Annotated in this window: 24 protein-coding genes; 10 read left to right on the forward strand and 14 right to left on the reverse strand. The window is 75.3% G+C overall.

Translation table 11 applies throughout. The features are described 5' to 3' along the window. Positions 1–233 precede the first annotated feature (233 nt). Positions 234–830: a TIGR03086 family metal-binding protein gene (locus ACIRS1_RS16790; RefSeq protein WP_402840188.1), complete on the forward strand. Its 597-nt coding sequence runs from the start codon at positions 234–236 to the stop codon at positions 828–830. Between the two features lie 105 nt (positions 831–935). On the opposite strand, the gene ACIRS1_RS16795 is transcribed toward ACIRS1_RS16790, so the two are convergent. Further along, complete coding sequence (locus tag ACIRS1_RS16795; RefSeq protein ID WP_402840191.1) at positions 936–2,222, reverse strand: hypothetical protein; 1,287 nt, start codon at positions 2,220–2,222, stop codon at positions 936–938. Positions 2,223–2,491: 269 nt separating this feature from the next. Between ACIRS1_RS16795 and ACIRS1_RS16800 the strand changes: the two genes are divergently transcribed. After that, positions 2,492–2,926, forward strand: a complete 435-nt coding sequence (locus ACIRS1_RS16800; RefSeq protein ID WP_402840194.1) for a hypothetical protein — start codon at positions 2,492–2,494, stop codon at positions 2,924–2,926. Positions 2,927–2,971: 45 nt separating this feature from the next. Here the strand turns inward: ACIRS1_RS16800 and ACIRS1_RS16805 are convergent, their stop codons facing one another. Continuing rightward, positions 2,972–3,436 carry a (2Fe-2S)-binding protein gene (locus tag ACIRS1_RS16805; protein ID WP_402840196.1) on the reverse strand — a complete coding sequence of 155 codons (465 nt, stop codon included), beginning with the start codon at positions 3,434–3,436 and terminating at the stop codon, positions 2,972–2,974. A gap of 77 nt (positions 3,437–3,513) precedes the next feature. Beyond that, the gene (locus ACIRS1_RS16810) at positions 3,514–5,913 is read right to left on the reverse strand and encodes a molybdopterin cofactor-binding domain-containing protein (RefSeq protein ID WP_402840199.1); all 2,400 of its coding nucleotides are present in this window, start codon (positions 5,911–5,913) and stop codon (positions 3,514–3,516) included. Positions 5,914–6,245: 332 nt separating this feature from the next. Here ACIRS1_RS16810 and ACIRS1_RS16815 point away from each other — a divergent pair, with 332 nt between their 5' ends. Beyond that, positions 6,246–7,535 carry an MFS transporter gene (locus ACIRS1_RS16815; RefSeq protein ID WP_402840202.1) on the forward strand — a complete coding sequence of 430 codons (1,290 nt, stop codon included), beginning with the start codon at positions 6,246–6,248 and terminating at the stop codon, positions 7,533–7,535. Here the strand turns inward: ACIRS1_RS16815 and ACIRS1_RS16820 are convergent. Further along, positions 7,466–7,684, reverse strand: a complete 219-nt coding sequence (locus ACIRS1_RS16820; RefSeq protein ID WP_360209700.1) for a hypothetical protein — start codon at positions 7,682–7,684, stop codon at positions 7,466–7,468. The genes ACIRS1_RS16815 and ACIRS1_RS16820 overlap by 70 nt on opposite strands. A gap of 114 nt (positions 7,685–7,798) precedes the next feature. Here ACIRS1_RS16820 and ACIRS1_RS16825 point away from each other — a divergent pair, with 114 nt between their 5' ends. The 3 genes from ACIRS1_RS16825 (at position 7,799) to ACIRS1_RS16835 (ending at position 9,730) form a co-directional block, all read left to right on the forward strand. Beyond that, positions 7,799–8,533, forward strand: a complete 735-nt coding sequence (locus ACIRS1_RS16825; RefSeq protein ID WP_402840208.1) for a Mut7-C RNAse domain-containing protein — start codon at positions 7,799–7,801, stop codon at positions 8,531–8,533. 142 nt (positions 8,534–8,675) lie between these two features. Then, positions 8,676–9,101 carry a cupin domain-containing protein gene (locus ACIRS1_RS16830; RefSeq protein WP_402840210.1) on the forward strand — a complete coding sequence of 142 codons (426 nt, stop codon included), beginning with the start codon at positions 8,676–8,678 and terminating at the stop codon, positions 9,099–9,101. Between the two features lie 128 nt (positions 9,102–9,229). Beyond that, a complete protein-coding gene (locus tag ACIRS1_RS16835; protein WP_360209782.1) occupies positions 9,230–9,730 on the forward strand; it encodes an inorganic diphosphatase in 501 nt (166 codons plus the stop codon). Between the two features lie 44 nt (positions 9,731–9,774). On the opposite strand, the gene ACIRS1_RS16840 is transcribed toward ACIRS1_RS16835, so the two are convergent. After that, positions 9,775–11,034 carry a pyroglutamyl peptidase gene (locus ACIRS1_RS16840; protein ID WP_402840213.1) on the reverse strand — a complete coding sequence of 420 codons (1,260 nt, stop codon included), beginning with the start codon at positions 11,032–11,034 and terminating at the stop codon, positions 9,775–9,777. A 199-nt stretch (positions 11,035–11,233) separates the two neighbouring features. Here ACIRS1_RS16840 and ACIRS1_RS16845 point away from each other — a divergent pair, with 199 nt between their 5' ends. Beyond that, positions 11,234–12,328, forward strand: coding sequence for a TerD family protein (locus ACIRS1_RS16845; RefSeq protein WP_402840216.1), 1,095 nt, complete (start codon positions 11,234–11,236; stop codon positions 12,326–12,328). Between the two features lie 115 nt (positions 12,329–12,443). On the opposite strand, the gene ACIRS1_RS16850 is transcribed toward ACIRS1_RS16845, so the two are convergent. After that, positions 12,444–13,073 carry a TetR/AcrR family transcriptional regulator gene (locus ACIRS1_RS16850; protein WP_402840219.1) on the reverse strand — a complete coding sequence of 210 codons (630 nt, stop codon included), beginning with the start codon at positions 13,071–13,073 and terminating at the stop codon, positions 12,444–12,446. A 124-nt stretch (positions 13,074–13,197) separates the two neighbouring features. Between ACIRS1_RS16850 and ACIRS1_RS16855 the strand changes: the two genes are divergently transcribed. Then, entirely contained in the window at positions 13,198–14,235 is a 1,038-nt protein-coding gene (locus ACIRS1_RS16855) for an aldo/keto reductase (protein WP_402840476.1), read from the forward strand. A gap of 239 nt (positions 14,236–14,474) precedes the next feature. Here the strand turns inward: ACIRS1_RS16855 and ACIRS1_RS16860 are convergent, their stop codons facing one another. The 4 genes from ACIRS1_RS16860 to ACIRS1_RS16875 all read right to left on the reverse strand — a co-directional run bounded on the left by ACIRS1_RS16860 (position 14,475) and on the right by ACIRS1_RS16875 (position 16,840). After that, on the reverse strand, positions 14,475–15,185 hold the full coding sequence (locus tag ACIRS1_RS16860) for a phosphatase PAP2 family protein (protein ID WP_402840222.1): 711 nt from the start codon (positions 15,183–15,185) through the stop codon (positions 14,475–14,477). Further along, a complete protein-coding gene (locus ACIRS1_RS16865; protein WP_402840225.1) occupies positions 15,182–15,331 on the reverse strand; it encodes a hypothetical protein in 150 nt (49 codons plus the stop codon). The genes ACIRS1_RS16860 and ACIRS1_RS16865 overlap by 4 nt, the downstream gene beginning before the upstream one ends. After that, complete coding sequence (locus tag ACIRS1_RS16870) at positions 15,328–15,978, reverse strand: DedA family protein (protein ID WP_402840227.1); 651 nt, start codon at positions 15,976–15,978, stop codon at positions 15,328–15,330. Before ACIRS1_RS16870 ends, ACIRS1_RS16865 begins: the two co-directional genes overlap by 4 nt. 61 nt (positions 15,979–16,039) lie before the next feature. Continuing rightward, a complete protein-coding gene (locus ACIRS1_RS16875) occupies positions 16,040–16,840 on the reverse strand; it encodes a hypothetical protein (protein ID WP_402840230.1) in 801 nt (266 codons plus the stop codon). A gap of 192 nt (positions 16,841–17,032) precedes the next feature. Here ACIRS1_RS16875 and ACIRS1_RS16880 point away from each other — a divergent pair, with 192 nt between their 5' ends. Then, positions 17,033–17,710: a response regulator transcription factor gene (locus tag ACIRS1_RS16880; RefSeq protein WP_360209718.1), complete on the forward strand. Its 678-nt coding sequence runs from the start codon at positions 17,033–17,035 to the stop codon at positions 17,708–17,710. Between the two features lie 55 nt (positions 17,711–17,765). Here the strand turns inward: ACIRS1_RS16880 and ACIRS1_RS16885 are convergent, their stop codons facing one another. The 3 genes from ACIRS1_RS16885 to ACIRS1_RS16895 form a co-directional block, all read right to left on the reverse strand. After that, positions 17,766–19,217, reverse strand: coding sequence for a sensor histidine kinase (locus ACIRS1_RS16885; protein ID WP_402840233.1), 1,452 nt, complete (start codon positions 19,215–19,217; stop codon positions 17,766–17,768). A 121-nt stretch (positions 19,218–19,338) separates the two neighbouring features. Beyond that, positions 19,339–19,605 (reverse strand): helix-turn-helix transcriptional regulator, encoded by a 267-nt coding sequence (locus ACIRS1_RS16890; RefSeq protein ID WP_360209722.1) that lies wholly within the window; start codon positions 19,603–19,605, stop codon positions 19,339–19,341. Continuing rightward, positions 19,605–20,090 (reverse strand): DUF2975 domain-containing protein, encoded by a 486-nt coding sequence (locus ACIRS1_RS16895; RefSeq protein ID WP_387905656.1) that lies wholly within the window; start codon positions 20,088–20,090, stop codon positions 19,605–19,607. The genes ACIRS1_RS16890 and ACIRS1_RS16895 overlap by 1 nt, the downstream gene beginning before the upstream one ends. 181 nt (positions 20,091–20,271) lie before the next feature. Here ACIRS1_RS16895 and ACIRS1_RS16900 point away from each other — a divergent pair, with 181 nt between their 5' ends. After that, positions 20,272–20,772 carry a GNAT family N-acetyltransferase gene (locus tag ACIRS1_RS16900; protein WP_396317694.1) on the forward strand — a complete coding sequence of 167 codons (501 nt, stop codon included), beginning with the start codon at positions 20,272–20,274 and terminating at the stop codon, positions 20,770–20,772. Between the two features lie 54 nt (positions 20,773–20,826). Here ACIRS1_RS16900 and ACIRS1_RS16905 read toward each other — a convergent pair whose 3' ends face one another. Next, a complete protein-coding gene (locus ACIRS1_RS16905; RefSeq protein WP_402840237.1) occupies positions 20,827–22,902 on the reverse strand; it encodes an MDR family MFS transporter in 2,076 nt (691 codons plus the stop codon). Between the last annotated feature and the right edge of the window lie 134 nt (positions 22,903–23,036).

A 23,036-nucleotide genomic window follows, 5' to 3' on the forward strand; every position in this document is an offset into this window, starting at 1 on the left:
TGTGAGGGCTCGGGGGTCCGCCGGCCTTGGCGCCCGAGTGCTCCAGCGCCGGGGTGCCTGGCTGCCTGACGGCTCGTGGGCCCGCGGGCTCGCGCGGCGCGGGCGCGGGGCGCGGTGCCGGTCCGGTGGTGCGACCACCGGGCCGGTGTCGCGCCGGGCGGTTGTCGGTGGCGCCGTTTACGATCGCCCGGTCCGACCCGTGATCCCGACCTCCGCCGACCGAGAGGCGCGCCATGACCGCCACGGAAGACCCGATCGTGCTGCTCGCCCGGGCCCTCGCACAGACCGCCGGGCTGATCGACGGCACCGGCGTCGAGCTGGCCGGCCACCCGACCGCCTGCCGCTCCTGGGACGTCGGGGACCTCGTCAGCCACCTGCTCTTCGACCTGCGGCAGTTCACCGTCCGGGCCCAGGGCGGGCAGCCGGACTGGTCGCAGTCCTTCGAGCGGGTCGAGGAGGACTGGCTGCACGCCTTCGAGGCCGGTGCCGAGGGCCTCGTCGACGCCTGGCGGGCGGCCGGCGACCTCTCGGGCACGGTGGACGTCCCCGGGTTCGGCACCTTGCCGGCCCGCTTCCCGGTGGACCAGCAGATCGCCGAATTCGCAGTGCATGGCTGGGACTTGGCCCGGGCCACCGGCCAGTCCACGGACGGGCTGGACCACGAGGTGGCGCTCGCCGCCCTCGCCTGGGCCCATGGCGCCCTCAAGCCCGAGTACCGCGGCGGCGAGGAGGACCACCACGCCTTCGGGCCGGAGGTCACCGCGCCCGAGGGCGCCCCGCCCTACGACCGGCTCGCCGCCTTCTTCGGTCGCGACCCGGCCCCCGCGTAGCCGGTTCCGGCGCGGGCGGTCGGGGATCGCCCGGCGGATCCCGCGGGGCGCACGACGGCGGATCGGTCCGCCGTTGTGCGCCCGGCAAGATCCGAAACAGCGGGCCTACCGCAGGACGGCGAGGACGGCGCCCCACTGGGAGGTGGTGCGCCCGGCCGCGGCGCAGTGGTCCGGGTCGGTGGCGATCCGGTGGGCGGTGGTGAGGCGGTAGGAGGAGAGGGCGAGCGCGGGCAGGGCCGTCCAGCCGCTGCCGAAGGCCGGCGCCGTCCCGGTGTTGCTGCCGACCGCGCCCACCAGGAGGTCGCCCGGCCGGCAGGCGACAGAGCCGGAGTCGGTGGCGAAGGTCGTCCCGCCGGCGTCCCCGGAGGCGCGGGTGGCGGACCGGGCGGCGGTGACGCCGCGGAACTCGTCGACGGCGATGTGGAACTTGCTCGCCCGCGGGTAGTCGGCGCGGACCGTGTCGGCGGTGGTCAGGGCGGCGGCCCGGAAGGCGGCGAGCACGAGTACGCGGTGGCGCAGCGAGTCGGTCACGTCCCCGAGGACCTGGAAGCGGTCCTGCCCGGTGTCGGTGACCGAGACGGCGCCGGGGCAGGTGCTGGTCAGCATCATCGTGACGACCAGGGCGTCCCCCCGGCCGACCGGGGAGCGCACCGGGAGGTCGGTCCCGGTGCTGGACACGGCCTCCTGGGCGGCGGCGGTGCGGGCGACCCAGGCCGCGCCGGTGGTGCCCGCGGCCCCGGCCGGATCCTCCGCCGGAGCCCCGGTCGGAGCCTCGCCCGGGCGTTCCTTCGCGGACGGCGGGTCGGAGGCGGGCGGTCCGGAGGCCCCGGCGGGGCAGCCGTGCGCGTCGGGCGGTGCGGCGGCCGGGGTGTCGTGCCCGGTCAGGGCGAGTGTGCCGCCGCTGCCGAGTGCGATGCCGACCAGCAGGCTGATCGCATGGGTCCAGATCCGGCGGCGGCGTGGGCGCGGCGTGGCCGACTGCCCGCCAGGTTGCCCGCCCGACTGCCCGCCCGGCGCCGGACCGGCGGCCGCGACCGGTGCGGAGGCGGGTGGGGCCGTCGGGGCCGGGGTTGCGGCCGGGCCCGGTGGGGCGGCGCCGGGCTGCTCGGCGCCGACGGCGGCGGTCCACCGGGCCTGCCACTGCGCCTCGTCGCCGCCGCAGGCCCGGACGAACGCCCTGGTGGTGGGCCAGGACGGGACCCGGGAGCCGGACGCCGCCTCGTAGAGCGTGGTGTGCGAGATCGACCCGGCCGTCTTCGCCATCGTGCGGAAGGACGGCTTCCCGGCGTCCAGGCGCAGGCGGCACAGGTCGGCCGCCAGACTCTCGGCGGGGGTGGGCGCCGGCGCCGGCGCCGGCGCCTCCTGCCCCGGTTCGGACTTCTGCTCCGCCACGACGACCCCCGTTGTCAGATGTCGGATCCCTCGGTGCCGTTGCTCGATTGTCGGGTACGGATCATAGCCCTGTGTGACGGCGGTGTTCAGTCCTCCGTCGAAACCCCTTGGGGGGAAGGCGTGTTCGGCCTGTTCGGCGCGTGGTGTCAGGTGTTGTCAGTTTCCGTCAGGTGCTACCGAACAGCCCGTGTCGTCCGGTCAGCTGTGTCCCGCCGGCCGGGGTTGTCCGGGCGGCACGTCAACGGTTCACACCGAACAGGGGAGTTGACATGGGCAAGGGCATTCTCAAGAGGATCGGGCGACGCGGCGCGACCGCGGCGGCCGTGGTCGCGCTGGCGGCCGGCGGGGTCGGCCTGTCCGCCGGCAACGCGAACGCCGACGGGTGGTACTACCTCACCAGCCACGTCTCCAGCGGACACGGCGTGGGCCTGTACTCCATGCCCCAGTCGTACTGGCCGTCCTACAAGCCGTGGGTCTACGACCTGTCCGGTGTCGGCCACACCGGGGACAAGATCGCCCCCGACTGCTGGACGAGGGGCGAGGACATCAACAACCAGGGCAATGTCTGGTACCGGATCCACGCCGCTCACCTGGGCGCCAACGGCGCGGAGTACTGGGGCACCGCGTACGTCTACGGGGCTTACGCGGACAGCAACTGGTACTTCCACTTCGCCTGGCAGAACGGCTCGATCGGCGGTTGCTGACAGTGCCCGCCCCCGCCCCCGCCCGTCCGCCGGGCGGGGGCGGGATCAGCTGTGCGCCTGCTGCGCCGCCGCCCGCTTGATCGCCTCGCGGATGCGCGGATAGCTGCCGCAGCGGCAGATGTTCTGGATCTGGTCGATGTCCGCGTCCGTCGGGGCCGGGGTCCGGCGCAGCAGGGCGACGGCGGTCATGATCTGACCGGGCTGGCAGAAGCCGCACTGGGCGACGTCGCAGTCGAGCCAGGCCGCCTGGACGGGGTGCAGCGTGTCGCCGTCGGCCAGGCCCTCGATGGTGGTGACGCTGTGGCCCTCGCAGTCCCGGACCGATCGGGTGCAGGGCTGGAACTCCTGGCCGTCCAGGTGGCTGGTGCAGGCGCGGCAGACGCCCACCCCGCAGCCGTACTTGGGGCCGGTGACGCCGAGCTTGTCGCGCAGCACCCAGAGCAGCGGCATGTCGTCCGGGGCCTCGACGGTGACGGGCTGCCCGTTGAGGACGAAGGTGTGGGTGGGCATGGCGTGGTGGGGTTCCTTGGCTGGGGGAGTCAGGCGGCGGGTCAGGCGGTGGGTCTGGCGGCGGGTCAAGCGGTGGGTCAGAAGGTGACGGGGAAGGAGCGGGGGCTGGTGCCGGTGGCGCGCGCGTAGGCGTTGGCGACCGAGGCGGAGGCCGCCGGAACGCCCAACTCGCCCGCGCCACCCGGGGATCCGCTCGGCGGCATGAGGTGGATCTCGACCACCGGCGGGCTGTTCCGCTGCCGCGCGTACCGGAAGTCGGCGTAACTGCCCTCCCGGACGGCCCCGTTGTCGATGTGGTTGCCGGCCTGCAGGATCACCGAGATGCCGTCGATCAGCGCGCCGGTCAACTGGGCCTCCAGGCCACGGGGGTTGATCACCCGGCCCAGGTCGGCGGCGATGACGGCCTTGGTGACCCGGGGGTCGGCCGGGTCGGTGGCGTCGAGTTCGACCAGGTAGGCGGTGCACCCGCCGTTCTCGTCGTGGTAGCCGATGCCCTGGGCTTGCCCCGGAGGCATCGGCCGGCCCCAGGATCCCTCCCGGGCGACGGTGTCGAGGACGGCGCGCCCCGCGGCACTGCGCAGCCGGGCCCGGCGGAAGGCGACGGCGTCCTGGCCCATCCGGCGGGCGAGTTCGTCCATCATGATCTCGTCGGCGACCCGGACGGTGCCGGAGTAGACCGAGCGCCAGCTGCCGGTGTGCATGTCCAGCGGCACCTCGGCGAGGAGCTGGGTGGGCAGCCCGACGTCGTACGGGTTCTTCTCGCTGAGCAGGAAGAAGGCCTGGGCGAGGCTGAGTCCGGCCAGCGAGAGGTTGAAGCCGGCGGCGGTGAGGCTCTCGCCGAGCCCGTGCCGGAAGTCGGTCTTGACGGTCGCGGCACGGTGTTCGTAGCTGAGGACCTGGCCGAGTGCGTACGTCGCCCGGATCCGGTGGTGGCTGGCCGGGCGCATCCGGCCGTGGCGCATGTCGTCGTTGCGGGTCCACATCAGCTTGACCGGGCGGCCGGCGGCCCGGGAGATCTGCGCGGCCTCCAGCGCGGCGTCGAAGAACAGCCGGCGCCCGAACGAGCCGCCGCCGCGCACCACGTGCACGGTGACGGCGTCCTGGGGGAGGCCGAGTTCGGCGGCGATGGTCTGCTGGGCGACGATCGGCGTCTGTGCGGCGAACCAGAGTTCGGCGCGGTTGGGCCGCACGTCGGCGACGGCCGTCAGCACCTCCATCGGGGCGTGGTTGACGAAGGCGAAGTCGAACTCGCCGTCCACGTACCGGGTGAGCAGCGGCGGGACGAGGAACGGCGCGTGGGCGGCGCGCAGCCGGGTGCGGATGTCGGGGTCGGAGAGCCCGGCCAGCGGCCCCGGGTTCCACGCGGTGCGCAGGGCGTCGCGGGCCTTGAGGGCCTGGTCGAAGGTCTCGGCGAGGACGGCGACTCCGCTGGGGATCTGCACCACGCCGAGCACACCGGGCATCGCGCGGGCGGCGGAGGCGTCCAGGGACCGCAGGGTGCCGTTGATCGTGGTGGGGCGGGCGACCACCGTCGGCACGGCGCCGGGGACGGCGAGGTCGCCGGCGTACACGGCGCGGCCGGTGACGATGTCGCGGGCGTCGATCCGGCCGGTGGGCGTGCCGACCAGGCGCTGCCGCTCGGGCGGCTTGGGGGCGGCGGAGACGGCCGGGGCGGCGACGGAGGCGGCCTCGGCGGCGAGTTCGCCGTAGCCGGCCCGGCGGCCGTCGGGGGCGAGGACGGCGGAGTCGGCGGTGGCCAGGGTGTCCGCCGGAACGTTCCAGCGCCGGGCGGCGGCGGTCACCAGCCGGGCGCGGGCGGCGGCGGCCGCGGCGCGCACCGGGTCGTACAGCGAGCGCACCGAGTTGGAGGCCCCGGTCAGCTGGTTGAAGAGCAGTTCGGGGCGGCCGTCGGAGAGCGGGACGTCCACGTCGGCGAGCCGGGCGTCGAGTTCCTCGGCGACCAGCATCGCGATGGCGGTGGTGAGGCCCTGGCCGACCTCCAGCCGGGGCAGGTGCAGCACCGCGCGTCCGGCGGCGGTGAGTTCGAGCACCAGCAGGTGCGAGGTCGGCAGGCCGGCGAGGATCAGCGCGTCGCCGAGGTCGAGGATGTCCGGGATGCCGGGCAGGCCGATCAACTGCGAGGGGGCGGCGGCCTCCTGGGTGGCCGCGGCGGTGCGGACGGCGGCCCGCGCGGTGGCGGGCGCGGCGGCGTCGAGGCCGAGCCGGGCGCCGACGGTGAGGGTCGGCGCGGCCAGCAGGTAGGTGAGGAAGCGGCGGCGGCCGGTGTCGGTGGTGGCCGGTCCGCCGCCCCGGTTCTCGGTGCCGGTGGCGGCCGGTTCGCCGCCCGGGTGGTCGGTGTCGCCCGAGGGGGCGAGGGAGGTGGTGATGGGAGGAGTCCTTCGAGCCGTGACGGCGCCGGGAACGGGCGGGCACGGCGGCCCCGGCCCCGGTGCCGGATCGCGAACGCCGTCGAGCATAGGAGGGCGTTACTGACGGGTCAACACGGCCAACATTGGCCCCCGGGTGGGCTCGTCGGGCTCCGGCGGCGGGCCGGCCGGGCGGATTCGGGGCGGGTACGGACGGCGTCGTGACCGCGCGGGCGGGACGCCCCCGGGGGTGTGGGGAACGGGCAACCGGCCACCCTCGCACGGGGGTTCAGCGATCGCCCGCCGGTGCGGCGGCGCCCCGGCCAAGTGGCCCAGGGAATTCCTTGATCACTGGACCTTCCGGGCGGACCGGTTCCTTCCTAGGCTGAGCGGCGAACCGTTGCGAACCGCCGGCCCGCGCGCCGCCCCACGCCAGGAGAGAAGTGCCGACCAGCAGCGCCCCAGCCACCAGACTCCTGCCGCCGGCCGGACCCCAGCGGACCCTCGCCGCCGCCCAGTTGGCGAGCGCCGTCGGCGACGGCGCCTACTTCACCTGCTCCGCGCTCTACTTCACCCACGTCGTCGGCATGTCGGCGACCGCGCTCGGCGCCGGCCTCGCCGTCGCCTGGGCGCTCGGCTCCCTGGCCGGGGTGCCGCTCGGCGCCCTCGCCGACCGCCGCGGGCCGCGCCGCACCGCGGTGGCGCTCGCCCTCGCCACCGCGGTCGTGGTCGCCGCCTTCCTGGTGATCCGCGACTACGGGCCGTTCCTGGTCGCGGTCTGCGTCTACGCGACCACGCAGTCCGGGCTCACCGCCGCCCGGCAGGCGCTGGTCGCCGGCCTGGTGCCGCCCGCCGAGCGCACCGGACTGCTCGCCCACCTGCAGTCGACCCTCAACGGCGGGCTGGCCGTCGGCGCGGCCATCGGCGGCGTCGCGCTGACCATCGGCACCCGGGCGGCGTTCCTCGGCGCCTTCGTCGTCACCGCGCTCGGGTTCCTGGCCGGCGCCCTGGTCCTGCTGCGGCTGCCCGAAGTCCCGCCCGCGCCCGCCCGGCCGGACGCCGGACCGCGCCTGGCCGTCCTGCGGGACCGCCGCTACGCGGCCGTCGCCCTGGTCAACACCGTGCTGCTGCTGCGGATGCCCCTGCTCAGCCTGATCCTGCCGCTCTGGATCGCCGACCGCGCACCCGGGATCGGCTGGCTCAGCTCGGCCCTGTTCGTCCTCAACACCCTGGGCGTGCTGGCCTTCCAGGTGCGGGCGGCGCGCGACGTCACCGGACTGGCCTCGGCCACCCGCGCGGTCCGCTCCTCCGGGCTGCTGCTGCTCGCCTGCTGCGCCGTCTTCGGCCTCTCCGCCCTGGACGTGCCGCTGTGGGGCCTCGCCGCGCTGCTGGTGGCCGCCTCGGTGCTGCTGCTGGTCGGAGAGATGCGGCAGTCGGCCGGCTCCTGGCAGATCAGCTTCGACCTGGCCCCGCCGGACCGGATCGGGCAGTACCAGGGCTTCTTCGGCACCGGCGTGGCCGTCGCCCGCACCTTCGGCCCGCTGCTGCTCACGGCCCTGCTGCTGGACGGCGGCCTGGTCGGCTGGCTCGTCCTGGGCGTCCTCTTCCTGGCGGCCGGCCACGCGATGGGGCCGGTCGTGCGCTGGGCCGGGCGCGACCGCGACTACCCGTCGCCCGCCGGGCCCTCCCGACCGTCCTCCGCCGTCGGGGCCACGGCCGCCGAGAAGCCGTAGAGGTCGTCGTCACCGCCGTAGCGGTCCTCGTCCCCCGGTGGCGCCGGCCGCGCCCGGTGGGCCCGCCCGGCGAACAGGTCGTCGGGCGCGGTCTCGGCCAGGTCGGCCAACGGGTCGACCGCCGGGCGCGTCCGCTTCTCCCCGGTCATCGCATGCTCCAACCGCCGCTGTTCCGGATACGCCCGATGCTACTCCGCACGCCGCTCCGGGCGGGGCCCGGAAAACGGTGGCCACCGGCCGCCGCCCGCTGGCATGCTGACCGCGTGGACCGACCCCAGATCTGGCTCGACTTCGCCCCTGAGCTGCACCTCTTCGTCTCCGCGCCCCGCCGGGCCGGCCGCTCCGCGCTGCGCACCGACGGCACCTCGACGCTCGGCCACCTCGTGGAGTCCCTCGGGGTCCCGCTCACCGAGGTCGGCGCGCTGCTGGTGGACGGCCGCCCGGTGCCGGACGCGCACGTCCCGGCCGACGGCGAACAGGTGACGGTGGGGGCCGTCGACAGGCCGCAGCCCTCCGCCGTCCCGCCGCGCTTCCTGCTCGACGTCCACCTCGGCACCCTCACCCGGCGCCTGCGGCTGCTCGGCGTCGACGCCGCCTACGAGAACCCGGACATCGGCGACGCCGCGCTCGCCGCCCGCTCCGCCGCCGAGCAGCGCATCCTGCTCTCGCGCGACCGCGGTCTGCTGCGCCGCCGCGAACTGTGGGCCGGCGCCTACGTCTACAGCCACCGCCCGGCCGAGCAGCTGCGCGACGTGCTCTCCCGCTTCGCGCCGCCGCTCGCCCCGTGGACCCGCTGCACCACCTGCAACGGCACGCTGCGCGAGGCCGACAAGACCTCGGTGCTGGAGCAGCTCCGGGACGGGACCGAGCGCTCCTACGACGCCTTCGCCCAGTGCGTCGACTGCGGACAGGCCTACTGGCGCGGCGCCCACCACGCCCGGCTGGACGCGATCGTCGGCGACGCCCTGCGCGAGTTCGGCACGCCCGCGGGCGGCTGAGACCGGCCCGACAGGCCCGACCGGACGGTCCTTCGCGGCCTCGGCCGCCGGCCGCCGCGGGGTGGTGCCCGTTCGGGGGGCCGTGGTCTCATCGGTGGTGGGTGCGGGGCGAGGTGCTCCACCAGGCGAAAGGGACGGGCCGATGAGCGGTCAGCCGGTGCGTGAGCCGTTCGGGACGGCGGACGTCGGAGACGTCCCGCTGGTGACCGCCCCGGACGGCGCCGTGGTCCGGCCGCTGCTGGTGCTCGACGGGGGCGGCAGCCTCGCGGAGTTCGAGCTCACCCCCGGGCAGGTCACCCGCGCGGTCTCGCACGCGACGGTGCAGGAGCTGTGGCAGGTCACCGCCGGCGCCGGACGGCTCTGGCGGCGCCAGGACGGGCGGGAGGAGACCGTGCGGCTCGCACCCGGCACGGCGGTCTCGATACCGCTGGGCACGGCGTTCCAGTTCCGGGCCGACGAGGACGCGCCCGGGCCGCTGCGGATCGTCGCCGTCACCATGCCGCCGTGGCCCGGGACGGACGACGAGGCGCGGCCCGAGGACGGCCCCTGGGAGCCGACCGCCAGCTGAGCGGGGCGGGCTGAGCGGGCGCCGCACCTGCGCGCCGGGCCGCCGATCCGCGGGATCCGGCGCGCCGACCGGGTGCCCGGCGGCTGGCGTCGGCGGAGAATCTCCCCAGGAGCCAGGAGGAGGCCGTGGTGGAGTTCGAGGTGATGATCGAGATCCCGCAGGGGTCCCGGAACAAGTACGTGATGGACTTCGTCGCGGGCCGGATCCGCCTCGACCGCACCCTGTTCACCGCCACCCGCTACCCCGCCGACTACGGCTACGTCGAGGGCACCCTCGGCGGCGACGGCGAGCCGCTGGACGCCCTGGTGCTGGGCGGCGAACCGGCCGTGCCGGGATGCGTCCTGACCTGCCGGGCCGTCGGCATGTGGGTGATGCGCGACGAGCGCGGGCCGGACCAGAAGGTGCTCTGCGTCCCGGCCCGCGACCCGCGCTACGCGGAGCTGCGCGACATCGGAGACCTGCGGGAGTTCGACCTGCTGGAGATCACCCACTTCTTCCAGGTCTACAAGGACCTCGAGCGCGGCAAGTCGGTGGAGGGCTCGCACTGGGCGGACCGCTCCGCCGCGTACGCCGAGATCGCCGAGTCCCGCGCCCGCGCCGCCGGCACCCGCTGGGCCCACCCGGCCTGACCCCGGCCCCGGTGGGGGCGGCGGGGCAGGCCGGGTGGGGTGGGTCAGAGGTGGGCGGCGTGCAGGATGGCGCGGACCTGGCCGGAGATGGCGGCTTCGTTGCGTTCGAACTCCGGGCTGGTGAGACGGTCCCGGTCGGCGGGCAGGCCGGTGAGCACGGGGGTGTGGAGGTGGCCGCCGGGCAGGTCGGGGGCGAGGTCCAGGCGCAGCCGGTTGGAGCGGTAGGCGACCTCGTTGGAGAGGTACCCGCCGCCGCCTCCGGCGACCGCGCGGGAGCCGGGGGTCGGTCCGTCCTCGCGGTCGACGGGTGAGGCACCGCCCTCGGGGATCTCGGTGACGGAGGTGTTGAGGAGGACGGGGTAGGGCTGCTGGACGGCCGTCATGGTGTCGGTCGGCAGGGTGGTGCGGATGAACTCGGGCCCGTCGCCGAGCCCCGGGGCGGTGGCCGGGTGTTCGCGGGTGCCGCCGGACAGGGTGCCGGTGTTGTCGGTGGCGGGGTCGGCGGAGCGGGCGCGCCCGGCCCAGGCCTCCAGGGTGAAGAGGCCCGGGTAGCCCTGGCTGATGCTGGTGATCAGGTCGGCGGCCTGTCGGCCGGGTGTCAGGTGGGGGCCGAAGGCGCGCTCGACGATGCCTTCGTCGAAGTCGCCGTAGCGGACCGGGAGGACGACGGCGCGGATCTCGGCGGTGCTGCCGTCGGCGAGGGTGATCCGCCGGCCGTGCAGTTCCAGGACGGCCGCGCCGGAGGGGTTGGCGCGGCGCGGCTCGGTGTCCAGGCCGAACGGGTCGAAGCCGCTGACGAAGATCCGCCGGACGCCGGGCCGACCGCTGAAGCCGTCGTCGAGGCCCCGGGAGGCGTCCTCGAAGCGGGCCCGGAGTCCGGCCCGGTCGATTTCGAACCCAGGCTGCCACTGGGCGAGTTGGACGGTCATGGCGAGCCTGGTCCAGTACAGCGGGCGGTCGTCGCGGGCGGGCAGTTCGCCGTGCGCCCGCCGGCCCTGGGAGCGGTCCACCCCGGCCTGCCACAGGGCCTGGCCCCAGGCGTCGACCAGCTGTTCGGCCTGCTCGGCGTCCCCGGCGGTGCACAGTGCGGCGGGGAAGCGGTGGACGAAGGAGTCCAGGCCGGAGCGCTCGGTGAAGGCCGCGGTCCGCGGGTCCCGCAGTCGGGCCTGTTCGGTGTCCACGGGGGCCGTGGTGACGGTCGGGCAGCCGGCCTGGTCGGCCCGGGCGGTGGCGGGGGCCAGCAGGGCGGCGAGCGTACCGACGAGGGTGGCGGCCAGGGTGGTGGCGCGACGGAGAGATGTCATGCCACCGACAATAGGTCGGGGGGCCGACGGCCCGCCAGGGCGCCTCCGGCGGGGTTCCGGGCGCCGCCGGAGGGGTCCGCGAAGGGCCGCGGACGGGTGGGAACCGCCGCGGACGGGAGGGAACCGCCGCGAGCTCTACAGCGTTGTCGTAGTCGAACGGAAGAACAGCGGTATATCGGACGGTTGTGGAGGAAGTCCCATGAGTGTGGCCCTGACGAAGGGCGGCAACGTCTCCCTGGGGAAGCAGGCCCGCGGGCTGCGGACCGTACGGATCGGCCTCGGCTGGACGGCCGGCGCCGGGTACGACCTGGACGCCAGCGCGCTGCTCTGCGGCCCCTCCGGGAAGGTCGTCTCCGACCGGCACTTCGTCTTCTTCAACAACCTGCAGAGCCCGGACGGCGCGGTCCGCCACCAGGGCGGCGCCGGCGACGGCACGGCCGGCGACCGGGAGCGGATCGAGGTCCGGCTCGCGGACGTCGACGCCGGGGTCGAGCGGATCGTCTTCGCCGTCGCGATCTACGACGCGGCGCAGCGGCGGCAGAGCTTCGGTCAGGTCCGCGGCGCGTACGTGCGGATCGCCGACCCGGACGGCGGCGTCGAGCTGGCCAGGTACGAGGTCGCGCCCGAGGCCGGCAGCGAGACCGCGATGGTGTTCGGGGAGCTCTACCGCAACGGTGCGGACTGGAAGTTCCGGGCCGTCGGGCAGGGGTACGCGGCGGGCCTCGCCGGCATCGCCGCAGACTTCGGCGTGGACGTCCTGCAGCCCGCTCCCGCAGCGCCGGCCGCCCTGGCTCCGGCGGCCTCCGTGCCGGCCGTCCCACCGCCACCGCCGGCGCCGCCCGCGCTGCCCGTCGCCGCGCCGCTCGCCCCCATGACCCAGTCGACCGCAGGGAGTCTCCCCGTGACCTGTTTCTTCGATCCCTCGCACGGCCCCGGTTCCACGGTGGTGTCGTGGTCGCCGCAGTGGGGCGTGCCGCGCCCGGTCGAGGCCTGCGCGGCGTGCGCCCAGCGGGTGCAGACCACCGTGCCGCCGTTCTACACCCCGCCGCAGGCCGGCTACCCGCAGCCGGTCCAGCAGGGCTACCCGCAGCCGGTCCAGCAGGGCTACTCGCAGGTGCCCGCTCAGGCCCAGGGGCAACCGGCCCAGGGCGGGCGGCGGTTCGGGACGGGCGCGATGATCGGTGCGGGCGCGGCGGGCCTGGTCGGCGGCGTGCTCCTCAACGAGGCGTTGAGCGACGACGGCCCGGAGGTGGTCGTGAACAACTACTACGAGGATGATGAGGGGTTCTTCTAGACCGGCTCGGCCCGGTCGGGGGCCCACTCCCGACGGCCGCACGGCGCACCCGCGCCGTGCGGCCGTCGGCGTCCCGGGGGAGCCTTCTCCGACGGCGCTGCTCCGGCGCTGGTGCTCAGGTGTCCTGGCGTCGGTGGGCGCCGGCCCGGGCGGCGGCCTCGGCGGCGGCCGCGGCGCGGTCGGCGGCGGGTTCGTCGAGTGCTTCGGCGGTGGTCAGCATCCGGTAGTAGAGCGGTGCGGAGACGGCCCGGATCACCTCGGACTCGTCGGTGTCCGTGGGGAGTTCGCCGCGTTCGACGGCCTCGGTGACGCACGGCGCCCACTCCTCGACCCGGCGTCGGTAGAACAGTCGGAGCGCCTCGGCGGCCTCCGCGTCGCAGGCTGCGGCGACGATCACCGCCCGGAACAGGGCGCCCTGCCGGGGGTCGGCCAGGGTGCGCTGGACGAGCCGGGCGTTGGCCCGGAGGTCCTCGGCGAGGGAGCCGCTGCGGGAGCGCGGCAGCGACTGCTCGGCCATGTCGGCCAGCAGGTCCGCGACCAGGGCGCTGGTGGTGCCCCAGCGGCGGTAGACGGTGGTGCGGCCGACCTCGGCCCGCTGGGCGACGTCGCCGAGGTCGAGGCCGCCGAAGCCGCGTTCGACCAGGGCGTCCTCGGCGGCCCGCAGGACGGCGGCGCGGACCCGGGCGGTGCGGCCGCCGGGGCGGACCGTCCCGGGGGTGGGGGAGTCGTGGTTCTCGACGGCCATTAACGGGATTCCTGTTCCATTAGTCCGGGTCGACCTGCTAGGGTCGAACCATCCTAACGGCATGGGAGTCCCGTTAAGGGCTTTCGAGGGGAGAACCGTCATGACCTCCGCCACCGGCACCGCGATGGAGTACCGCAGGCTCGGCAACTCCGGCCTCAAGGTCCCCGCGCTCAGCCTCGGCACCGGCACCTTCGGCGGTCGCGGACCGCTGTTCGGCGCCTGGGGCACCACCGACGTCCAGGAGGCCCGGCGCCTGCTCGACATCGCCGTCGACGCCGGCGTCACCCTCTTCGACACCGCCGACGTCTACTCCGACGGCGGCTCCGAGGAGGTCCTCGGCCGCGCCGTCCGCGGCCGCCGCGACCAGGTGCTCATCTCCACCAAGGCCGGCCTGCCGCTGGGCGACGGACCGAACGACGCCGGCACCTCCCGGGTCCGCCTCACCAGGGCCGTCGACGCCGCGCTGCGCCGCCTCGACACCGACTACCTGGACCTCTTCCAGCTGCACGCCTACGACGCCGGCACCCCGGTCGAGGAGGTGCTGGCCACCCTGGAGGACCTGGTCCGGGCCGGCAAGATCCGCTACACCGGCGTCTCCAACTTCTCCGGCTGGCAGCTGATGAAGTCCCTGGCCGCCGCCGACCGCCACGGCCGCCCCCGCTATGCGGCCCACCAGGTCTACTACTCCCTGGTCGGCCGCGACTACGAGTGGGAACTGATGCCGCTGGCCCGCGAGGAGGGCGTCGGCGCCCTGGTCTGGAGCCCGCTGGGCTGGGGCCGCCTCACCGGCCGGATCCGGCGCGGCAGGCCCCTGCCGGCCGGCAGCCGCCTGCACGACACCGCCGACTACGGCCCGCCGGTCGAGGACGAGCTGCTGTACCGGGTGGTCGACGCGCTCGACGAGGTCGCGCAGGAGACCGGCCGCAGCATCCCGCAGGTCGCGATCAACTGGCTGCTGCGCCGCCCGACCGTCTCCTCCGTCATCATCGGCGCCCGCAACGAGGAGCAGCTGCGCCAGAACCTCGGCGCGGTCGGCTGGGCGCTGACCGAGGAGCAGGCCGCCCGACTGGACGCCGCGAGCGACCGCACCGCGCCCTACCCGTACTTCCCGTACCACCGTCAGGAGGCCTTCGCCCGGCTGAACCCGCCGCTGGCGGGCTGACCCGATGTGTTGTCGGTGCGGCTGATCGGGGGCCTGCGAGTGCGTGCGACCGCGGTGGACTGGTCCGCCCGGCCGGTCGCGTCAGCCGTCCGCCCCGTCAGTCCCGGTGGCCTCGACGTCCTCGTTCGCCGGGGACCAGGTCCGCCGGGGCCGGCCGCGGCCGGCGACCGGAGCCCGCCCGCCGCCGGTGTGACGGTCATGGGGACCGCCTGTGTGACTCAGGTGTGCCTCAGCTGACCCTACGGGGCGGTACTCCCGGGCGCCCGGTCACCGCCGGACGGCGGGCGCGGAGCGCGGGCCCACCGCAGGACGCGGTCGAGGAGGAGGGCGCCGCCGGCCAGCCAGGCCGCGGCGAGGAGCCAGCCGCCGAGCACGTCGAGGGGCCAGTGGACGCCCAGGTAGACGCGGCTGAGTCCGATCGTGGCCGCGAACACCGCCGCGCAGGCCACCGCCCACCGCGCCAGGCCGGGCCGGGCCCGGGCGACCGCCAGCGCGAGCAGCCCGGCGCACACCGCCGAGGTGAACGTGTGCCCCGAGGGGAAGGAGAAGCCCGACGCGGAGACCGCCCGGTAGCCGGCGGGCGGGCGGGGGCGGCCGAAGCCGTGCATCAGGCCCTGGCGCACCAGCTGCCCGAGGGCCAGCCACAGCAGCGGCGCCAGTGCCAGCGCGACGGCGCGCCGCCGCTCCCTCGGCCGGGGCACCGCGCCGAGGAGCACGGCACCGGCGGCGAGCGCCATGACGTACGGGGCGACGCCGGTGCCGAACCACGTCACCGCGACGGCCGCCTCCCGGGCCGCGGCCGGTCGGTGGGCGGCGCTGCGGGCGAGCGCCCAGGTCTCGAACCCGAACGGGGCCCACCCACGGGTCGCCAGCCCGACGGCGAGCACGACGAACAGACCGGCCGCCACCGCGGCGGTGGTGCGGGCTCGGCGCGGGCTCGGCCGGCTCATGAGGCGGCCACCTGGCGCAGCGGCCGCCGGCACAGCGGCTCCCGGCGCAGAGCCCTCCGGCGCAGCGGCTCCAGGCCGGGGCGCTCGGCCGGGGCACCGGCCCGCGCGGCCGGCCGGCCGGGCAGCACGCCGGGGCGGGCCGTCACCGGGTTCCCGCCTTCCGGCGCGAGCGCAGCAGCTCCAGCCCGAGCGGCAGCAGCGACACCACGACCACTGCGGCGACCACCGGCAGCAGGTAGTGGTCGACGTTCGGCACGGAGGAGCCGAGCGCGTAGCCGGCGAGGACCAGGCCGAACGTCCAGACCAGGCCGCCGACGACCTGCCAGAGGGTGAAGGTCCGGGCGTCGACGCCGAGCGCGCCCGCCAGCGGGTTGAGGACGGTGCGCACCACCGGGACGAAGCGGGCCAGGACGACGGCTTTGGCGTGCCCGTAGCGCTGCAGGATCTCCTCGGCCCGCGCCGCCCCGTCGTGCAGGCGCTTGTTGCGGGAGCGGGTGAGCAGCGTCCGGCCGCCGCGGCGCCCCAGCAGGTAGCCGACCTGGGCCCCGGTCAGGGCACCGACCGCGGCGGCGGCGAGCACCTGGGCGAGGTCCAGGTGCGGTCCGCCGTGGGCGCTCGTGGTGCAGAGCAGGCCCGCCGTGAAGAGCAGCGAGTCGCCCGGCAGGAAGAAGCCGACCAGCAGGCCGGTCTCCGCGAACAGCACCACGGCGATCCCCAGCGCGCCGAACGCGCCGAGCAGCGATCCGGCGTCCAGCGGGTTGACGGCCAGCAGGCCCGACGACAGGTTCACCATGATCTGCGTCCCTCCTCGGGGAGCGGGTTCGGTCGGCTACGGCCGCAGGGCCGTGGTCGCGTCAGGCCATGGCCCGGAGGGTGCGCCGCTCGGTGGTCGCCAGCCATGCCACGGCCACCACGATGACGGCGGCGAGGGCCAGGCTCACCGGCCCGGTGCCCAGGTCCAGGCCGCCGCGCTCCCGGCTGACCCCGGCCCAGTCGGCGAAGCAGGCGCCCAGCGGGCGGGTGAGCACGTAGGCCCACCAGAACGTGAGCACCGGCGAGAGGCCGGACAGCCGGTGCGCGAGCGCCGGCACGGCGATCAGTGCGGCGAACAGCAGCCCGGAGGGCAGGTAGCCCCAGCCCAGGGTGGCGGCGGTCAGGTCACCGACGGCGGTGCCGAGCGCGAACGTGGCCATCACCGTGCACCAGTAGAAGACCTCGCGCCGGCCGCCGGCGACGGTCTCCACCGCGAGCGTCCCCTCGGTGCGGCGCCACAGGGCGAACACCAGGGCGAGGGCACCGGCGAAGGCCACCGTGGAGACGGCGTACGGCACGCCCAGGGCGACGTGCGCGACGTCGGCGGCCATGGTCCCGAAGACGCTCACCATGACGACCGCGGCCCAGTACACGACGGGGACGTAGCGGCGGGTGCGGGCCTGTGCGAACAGCGCGGCGGCCAGCAGCAGCGCCGCCGAGCCGACCGCCGGCACCGGGCCCAGGACGCGGGCCAGGTAGTCGGAGGTGGTCTCGCCCATGCCGGTGGTGAGGATCTTGACGGCCCAGAACACGGCGGTGACCTGCGGGACCTTGCTCCAGGCGGGCCCTGCGGAGAGGTCCTGGCGTCGGTGGGTCCGCTGGGGGGTAGTCGTGGCGCCCACGAGGACGGCGCTCCTTCCATGATGCGCGGCGCGGGCCGCGCCGACGAGACGAGGGGGTCGGCCGCCGATCCTCGACGGGCCCGGGGCCTTTCCCGGGCGGTACCGCCAGCATGTCCGGGTGTTGCTGAAGATCGGCTGAAGACCTGAAGACGCCTTCAGCTTCCGGTCGGGGGACCTGCCACCCTGGTGGGTATGCGCGTACTGGTGGTGGAGGACGAACGCCGGCTGGCCCAGACGGTCCAGCTCGGACTGACCGCGGAGGGGTTCACCGTGGACGTGGCCCACGACGGGCTGTCCGGCCTGGCCAGGGCCATGGACCACGCCTACGACGTGATCGTCCTCGACATCATGCTGCCCGGCCTCAACGGCTACCGGGTCTGCTCACGGCTGCGGGCCGCCGGCAGCGACGTCGGCATCCTGATGCTCACCGCCAAGGACGGCGAGTGGGACGAGGCCGAGGCGCTCGACACCGGTGCCGACGACTACCTGTCCAAGCCCTTCTCCTTCGTCGTCCTCACCGCCCGGCTCCGGGCGCTCGCCCGCCGGATCGGCAGCCGGGCGCCCCGGCGCACCGTCCTGGGCGACCTCGTCGTCGACTCCGCCGCCCGCACCTGCTCCCGGGGCGGTGCCGCCGTCGCGCTGACGCCGCGCGAGTTCGCCGTGCTGGACCACCTCGCCCGCCGGGCCGGTGAGGTCGTGTCGAAGCGGGAGATCCTGGACGCGGTGTGGGACACCGCCCTCGACAGTGACCCCAACACCGTCGAGGTCCACGTCAGCGCCCTCCGCCGCAAGATCGACGCGCCCTTCGGCCGGGCCGCGGTGCAGACCGTCCGCGGCGCCGGCTACCGCCTGGCGTCCGACGGCGGCTGACCGGCTGACGGGCGGCTGACCGGCTCGGGGCCGTGCCGGGCCGGGGGAGCGGGGCTCAGCCCCGGGTGACCGGCAGACGGGCGCGGAAGGTGGTGCCGTCCGGCGCGTCCTGGACGGTGAGGGTGCCGCCGTGGATGGTGGCGATGTCACGGGCGATGGACAGGCCCAGACCGCTGCCGCCGTCGTCGCGGCTGCGGGCCTCGTCGAGGCGGGTGAACCGTTCGAAGATCCGCTCCCGGTCGGCCGGATCGATCGGGGTGCCGTCGTTGGCCACGTCGAGGACGGCCTGCCCGCCGGTGTCGTCCGCGGACAGCCGGACGGTGACGTGCCGGCGGGCGTGGCGCTGGGCGTTGTCGAGGAGGTTGGTCAGCAGCCGTCCGAGCCACAGCGGGTTGCCGGTGACGGTGATCCCCTCCTGGGCGCGCAGGTCGACGGGGTGGGGCTGCGGGCCGCGGCCCGCCACGGTGGCGCGGACGAGTTCGGTGAGGTCGACCTGCTCGTGCGGGCGGTCGCTGCCGGTGGCGTCGAGGCGGGCGAGGAGCAGCAGGTCGGTGGCGAGGGACTGGAGGCGTTCGGTGTCCTCCAGGGCTCCGGCGACGAGGCCGGTGCGCACCTGTGGGTCGGGGTGGGTGAGGGCGATCTCCAGCTGTGCGCGCAGGCCGGTGAGGGGGCTGCGCAGTTCGTGGGAGGCGTCGGCGATGAACCGGCGCTGGCGGGTGCCGGCGGTCTCCAGGCGGTCGAGCATGGCGTTCATCGTGCCGGCGAGGCGGGCGATCTCGTCGTCGCTGCGGGGTTCGGGCACCCGCCGGTCGAGGTCGCGGTCGCCGATGGCGGCGACCTCGGCGCGGATCGCCTCCACCGGGCGCAGCGCACGGCCGGTCGCGCGCCAGGTGAGGGTGGCGACGGTGACCAGCAGGACGGCGCTGAGGCCGGCCAGTGCGGCGGTGGTGAGGTCCTCCGCGGTGTCGGCGGTGCGCAGGGAGGCGCCGACGCGGATGGTGACGGGGCCGGCGGGGGTGTCGGCGGTGAGGGTGGTGACGCGCTGGTGGTGCTCGTCGCCGAGGGCGCGCAGGTCGTAGCTGGTGTGGCCGTCCTCGGTCGTGGTGGGGGTGAGGGCGGGGTGTCCGGTGAGGTTCTGGCTCGCGGCGACGACCTTCCCCGCGGCGTCGGTGACCTGGATGAAGTCGGTGCCGTGGTCGAGGGGGAGCGGTGTGGCGAGGTGGCCGTCGGCGGCGAGCCGGGCGACGGCCTGGGCCTGTTCGCGGGCGCCCGTCTCGACGGTGCGCTCCAGGTTGGCGCGCAGCAGCAGGAGGACGGCGGCGGACGCGGCGAGCATGACGACGGCCACGCTGGCGCAGGCGGCGAGGGTGGTGCGGGTGCGGACGGACCGCGGTGCGAGGCGAGCGACCAGGGGAGCGACGCGGGGGTGCCCGGCGAGCCGGTGCAGTGCGGCCGTGGCGCGGCGGCGGCCCGCCCGGGGAGCGGAAGGGCGGGTCCGGTCAGCCACCTGCGGCCACCCCGCGGAAGCCGGCCCCGCCCCGGGGCCCTGCCGGCCGCCCGTCGTTCTCCACCAGTACGCGCATGCCCCCAGGGTGGCAGGTCGCCGGGCCGGGCGGCTGAAGGTGCCTTCAGGTCTTCAGCGTTCCTTCAGCAACGCCGCCGGTGCCGCCCGTGGCGTCGCCCGTGTCGTCCTCGCCCTCCCAGCGCAGCAGGTCGCCCGGCTGGCACTCGAGCACCTCGCAGAGCGCGGCGAGGGTGGCGAACCGCACCGCCTTGGCCCGGCCGTTCTTGAGGACCGCGAGGTTGGCGGGGGTGATGCCCACGCGGTCCGCGAGCTCGCCCACGGACATCTTGCGCCTGGCCAGCATCACGTCGATGTCGACGGCGATCGGCATCAGATCACCTCGTCCAGCTCGGCCTGCAGCTGGGTGGCCTCGACGTCGCGCGCGACGGCCTGGGCGAGCAGCATCCGCAGCACCAGCACGATGAGCGCGACGCCCAGGATGGCCAGGCCGATGCCGCCCATGATGACGGTGACCCCCGGGTCCTCGCGCTGGCCGGGCGCGTTGACGGCGGTGACCGAGAACCAGACGAGGGAGGCCGCCACGATGGCGCCGATCACGCCGTCCACGTACCGGAAGGCGGCCGGGGAGAACACCGTCCCGCGCCGGACCATCGCCACGAGCCGCCACACGCAGACCAGGGCGACCTGGGCCGACGCCAGCCCCAGGATCGTCAGCAGGCGCATCGCGGTCAGCGGCAGCGTCCCGTCCTCCGGGTCGGTGGCCAGCGCCCACACCAGCCCGGCCTGTACGAGCACGGTGCCGGCGAGCACCACCAGGAGCACGGCGCGCAGCGCGCGCACGGTCAGATTTCCCACGGTCATCCCTCCATCGAAAGACGATGGGAATCTATCGAATCTCGATAGGCGGGGCAAGGTGTGGGGGAGCGCCGGGAACGGTGGAGGGCGTCGATGCTCTCGGCGTGCCACCCCCGACGGACCAGTCGGCCGCCCGGTAATACGGTTGCCCCGCCGACCGGGGTGCGGCAAGGTCCGCACCATGCTTGAACTGCGAGTACTCTCCTCCGACGACTGGCCGCTCTGGCGCGAGCTGCGCCTGGCCGCCCTCACCGAGGCGCCGTACGCCTTCGGGTCCGTGCTCGCCGACTGGCAGGGCGACGGGGACCGCGAGGCCCGCTGGCGATCCCGGCTGGAGATCCCCGGCGCCCTCGACCTGGTCGCCGTCCTGGACGGCACCCCGGTCGCGATGGCCAGCGGCGTGCCCGCCGACGGGGACGCCGCGGCCGCCGAGCTGATCTCGATGTGGGTCGGCCCGGCCGCCCGCGGCCGCGGGGTGGCCGGCGAGCTGATCGACGGGATCGCCCGCTGGGCCGCCGAGCAGGGCCGCACCACCCTGAAGCTGGCCGTGATGCCCGACAACGACGCCGCGATCGCCCTCTACCGCCGGCACGGCTTCGCCGACACCGACGAACCCGGTGACCTCCTCGACGACGGGCTGCGCCGCGAGCTGGTGCTGGCGAAGCGGCTCGAGGCGGCGTAGCTCCTGCCCGGCGGGGCCCACGCGGCGTAGCTCCTGCCCGGACGGGCCCCGCGGTCACTCCACCCCGGCCCTCGCCCGCGCCTTGGCCTTGGCGTGGGCCGGGAGCCCGTTGGCGAGGTCCTCGACCAGCAGGCGCCAGGCGACGGCGTCCGCGGCGGTGCGCAGCTGCGGGCTGCGGGGGCGGCCGGCGTCGGCGTCCAGCCGGGCGTTGAGCCAGTCCGACCAGGCGCGGGCGAGGGCGCGGACCTCGCGGGTGCCGGCCTCCGTGTGGGTGAGGCGGTCGCCGTCGCGCGTCAGGTAGCCCTCGACGGTCATCCGGTCGAAGACCGGCTCCAGCACCTCGGGCGGCACGCGCTTGCGGGCGGCGATCAGGCCCAGCGAGGCCTCGCCGAGCGCCTTGTCGTGCCCGGCGACCTCCATCAGCGCCCAGGCGCCGGCGAGGTCGACCGGGGTGTCGGCGTCGGTGACGATCGAGCGGACGGTGTCCAGGTCGACGCCGCGGACGATCTTGCAGACCGCCAGTTCCAGGTGCGGGTCGGGGTCGCTGCTGTTCGGCTGGGCGAAGCCCTCGCCGAGGTCGGTCGAGCCGGCCCGGGCGGTGTCGCGCAGCGGCACCTGCTGGAGGAACAGCGCCACCACGAAGCCGATCAGCGCGACCGGCACCGTCCACAGGAAGACGGTGTGCAGGGCGTCCGCGTACGCCTGGACGATCGGCGCCGCCTGCGCGGGCGGCAGCCGGTGCAGCCCCTGCGGGCTCTCCGCGGCGCGGGCCAGCAGCGCCGGGTCGGCGCCGGTGAGCCGAGCGGACACGGCCACACCCCTGGCCAGTTCGGTGCTGAGGCTGTTGGCGTAGATGGTGCCGAACACGGCGGTGCCGAAGGAACTGCCGATGGTGCGGAAGAAGGTGACCCCGGAGGTTGCGGTGCCGAGGTCCGCGTAGTCGACGGTGTTCTGCACGGCGATGGTGAGCACCTGCATGCTCAGCCCGATGCCGACGCCGAGGACGAACATGTAGAAGGAGGCCAGCGCGGTGCCCGTGCCCGGTTCCAGCCGGGAGAGCAGGTAGAGGCCGACGGCCATCACCAGGGTGCCGGCGATCGGGAACATCCGGTACCTGCCGGTCTTGCTGACGACGTTGCCGCTGGCGACCGAGGCGATCAGCAGGCCGATCACCATCGGCAGCATCCGCACGCCGGAGACGGTCGCCGAGTCGCCGTCGACGTACTGCAGGAACGTCGGCAGGAAGGTCAGCGCGCCGAGCATGGCGAAGCCGACGATGAAGCTGAGCACCGAGCAGACCGCGAACACCGGGTTGCGGAACAGCCGCATCGGCAGCATCGGTTGGACGGCCCGGGTCTCCGCCCGGCAGAACAGGCCGAGTGCCAGGACGCCGCCGGCGAACAGGGCGATGATCACCGGCGAGCCCCAGGCGTACTGGTTGCCGCCCCAACTGGTCGCCAGGATCAGGGCGCTGGCGCCGACCGAGACCAGGGCGATGCCCAGGTAGTCGATGACCGGCCGCACCGCCGAGCGGACCGCCGGAATGGTCCGCGCGGCCGCGATCACCACGACGACGGCGATCGGCACGTTGACGTAGAACGCCCAGCGCCAGGACAGGTGGTCGGTGAACAGCCCGCCCAGCAGCGGGCCGATCACCGTGGCCACGCCGAACACCGCGCCGATCGCGCCCTGGTACTTGCCGCGCTCGCGCAGCGGGATGACGTCGGCGATCAGCGCCATGGCGGTGACCATCAGGCCGCCCGCGCCGACGCCCTGGAGCGCCCGCCAGGCGATCAGCAGCGTCATGTCGGTCGCCAGGCCGCACAGGAACGAGCCGGTGATGAAGACGATCGCGGACACCTGGAACAGCAGCTTGCGCCCGTACAGGTCGCCGAACTTGCCGGCCAGGACGGTCGCCACCGTCTCCGCCAGCAGGTAGGAGGTCACCACCCAGGACATGTGGGCGGCACCGCCGAGGTCGGCCACGATGGTGGGCAGCGCGGTGCCGACGATGGTCTGGTCGAGGGCGGCCAGCAGCATGCCCAGCACGATGGTGCCGAAGACGACGTTCCGCTGCCGGACGTCCAGCACCGGTGGGGCGGCGGGCGGGGTTTCGGTCGCGGCGTTCATGCCCTCAGCCTCGGGCCCGGCCGCGGGCCGCCGCGATCCGGCTCGCCCGTCCGGGTGAGCGGGGACGGGCCGCGTGGCGCGGTGGGGTGGTCCGGGCGACGATGGCCGGGCAGCGCCCGTCCGTCGACCGGAGC

The sequence above is a fragment of the Kitasatospora sp. NPDC101176 genome, assembly GCF_044768035.1.
GTDB lineage: Bacteria > Actinomycetota > Actinomycetes > Streptomycetales > Streptomycetaceae > Kitasatospora.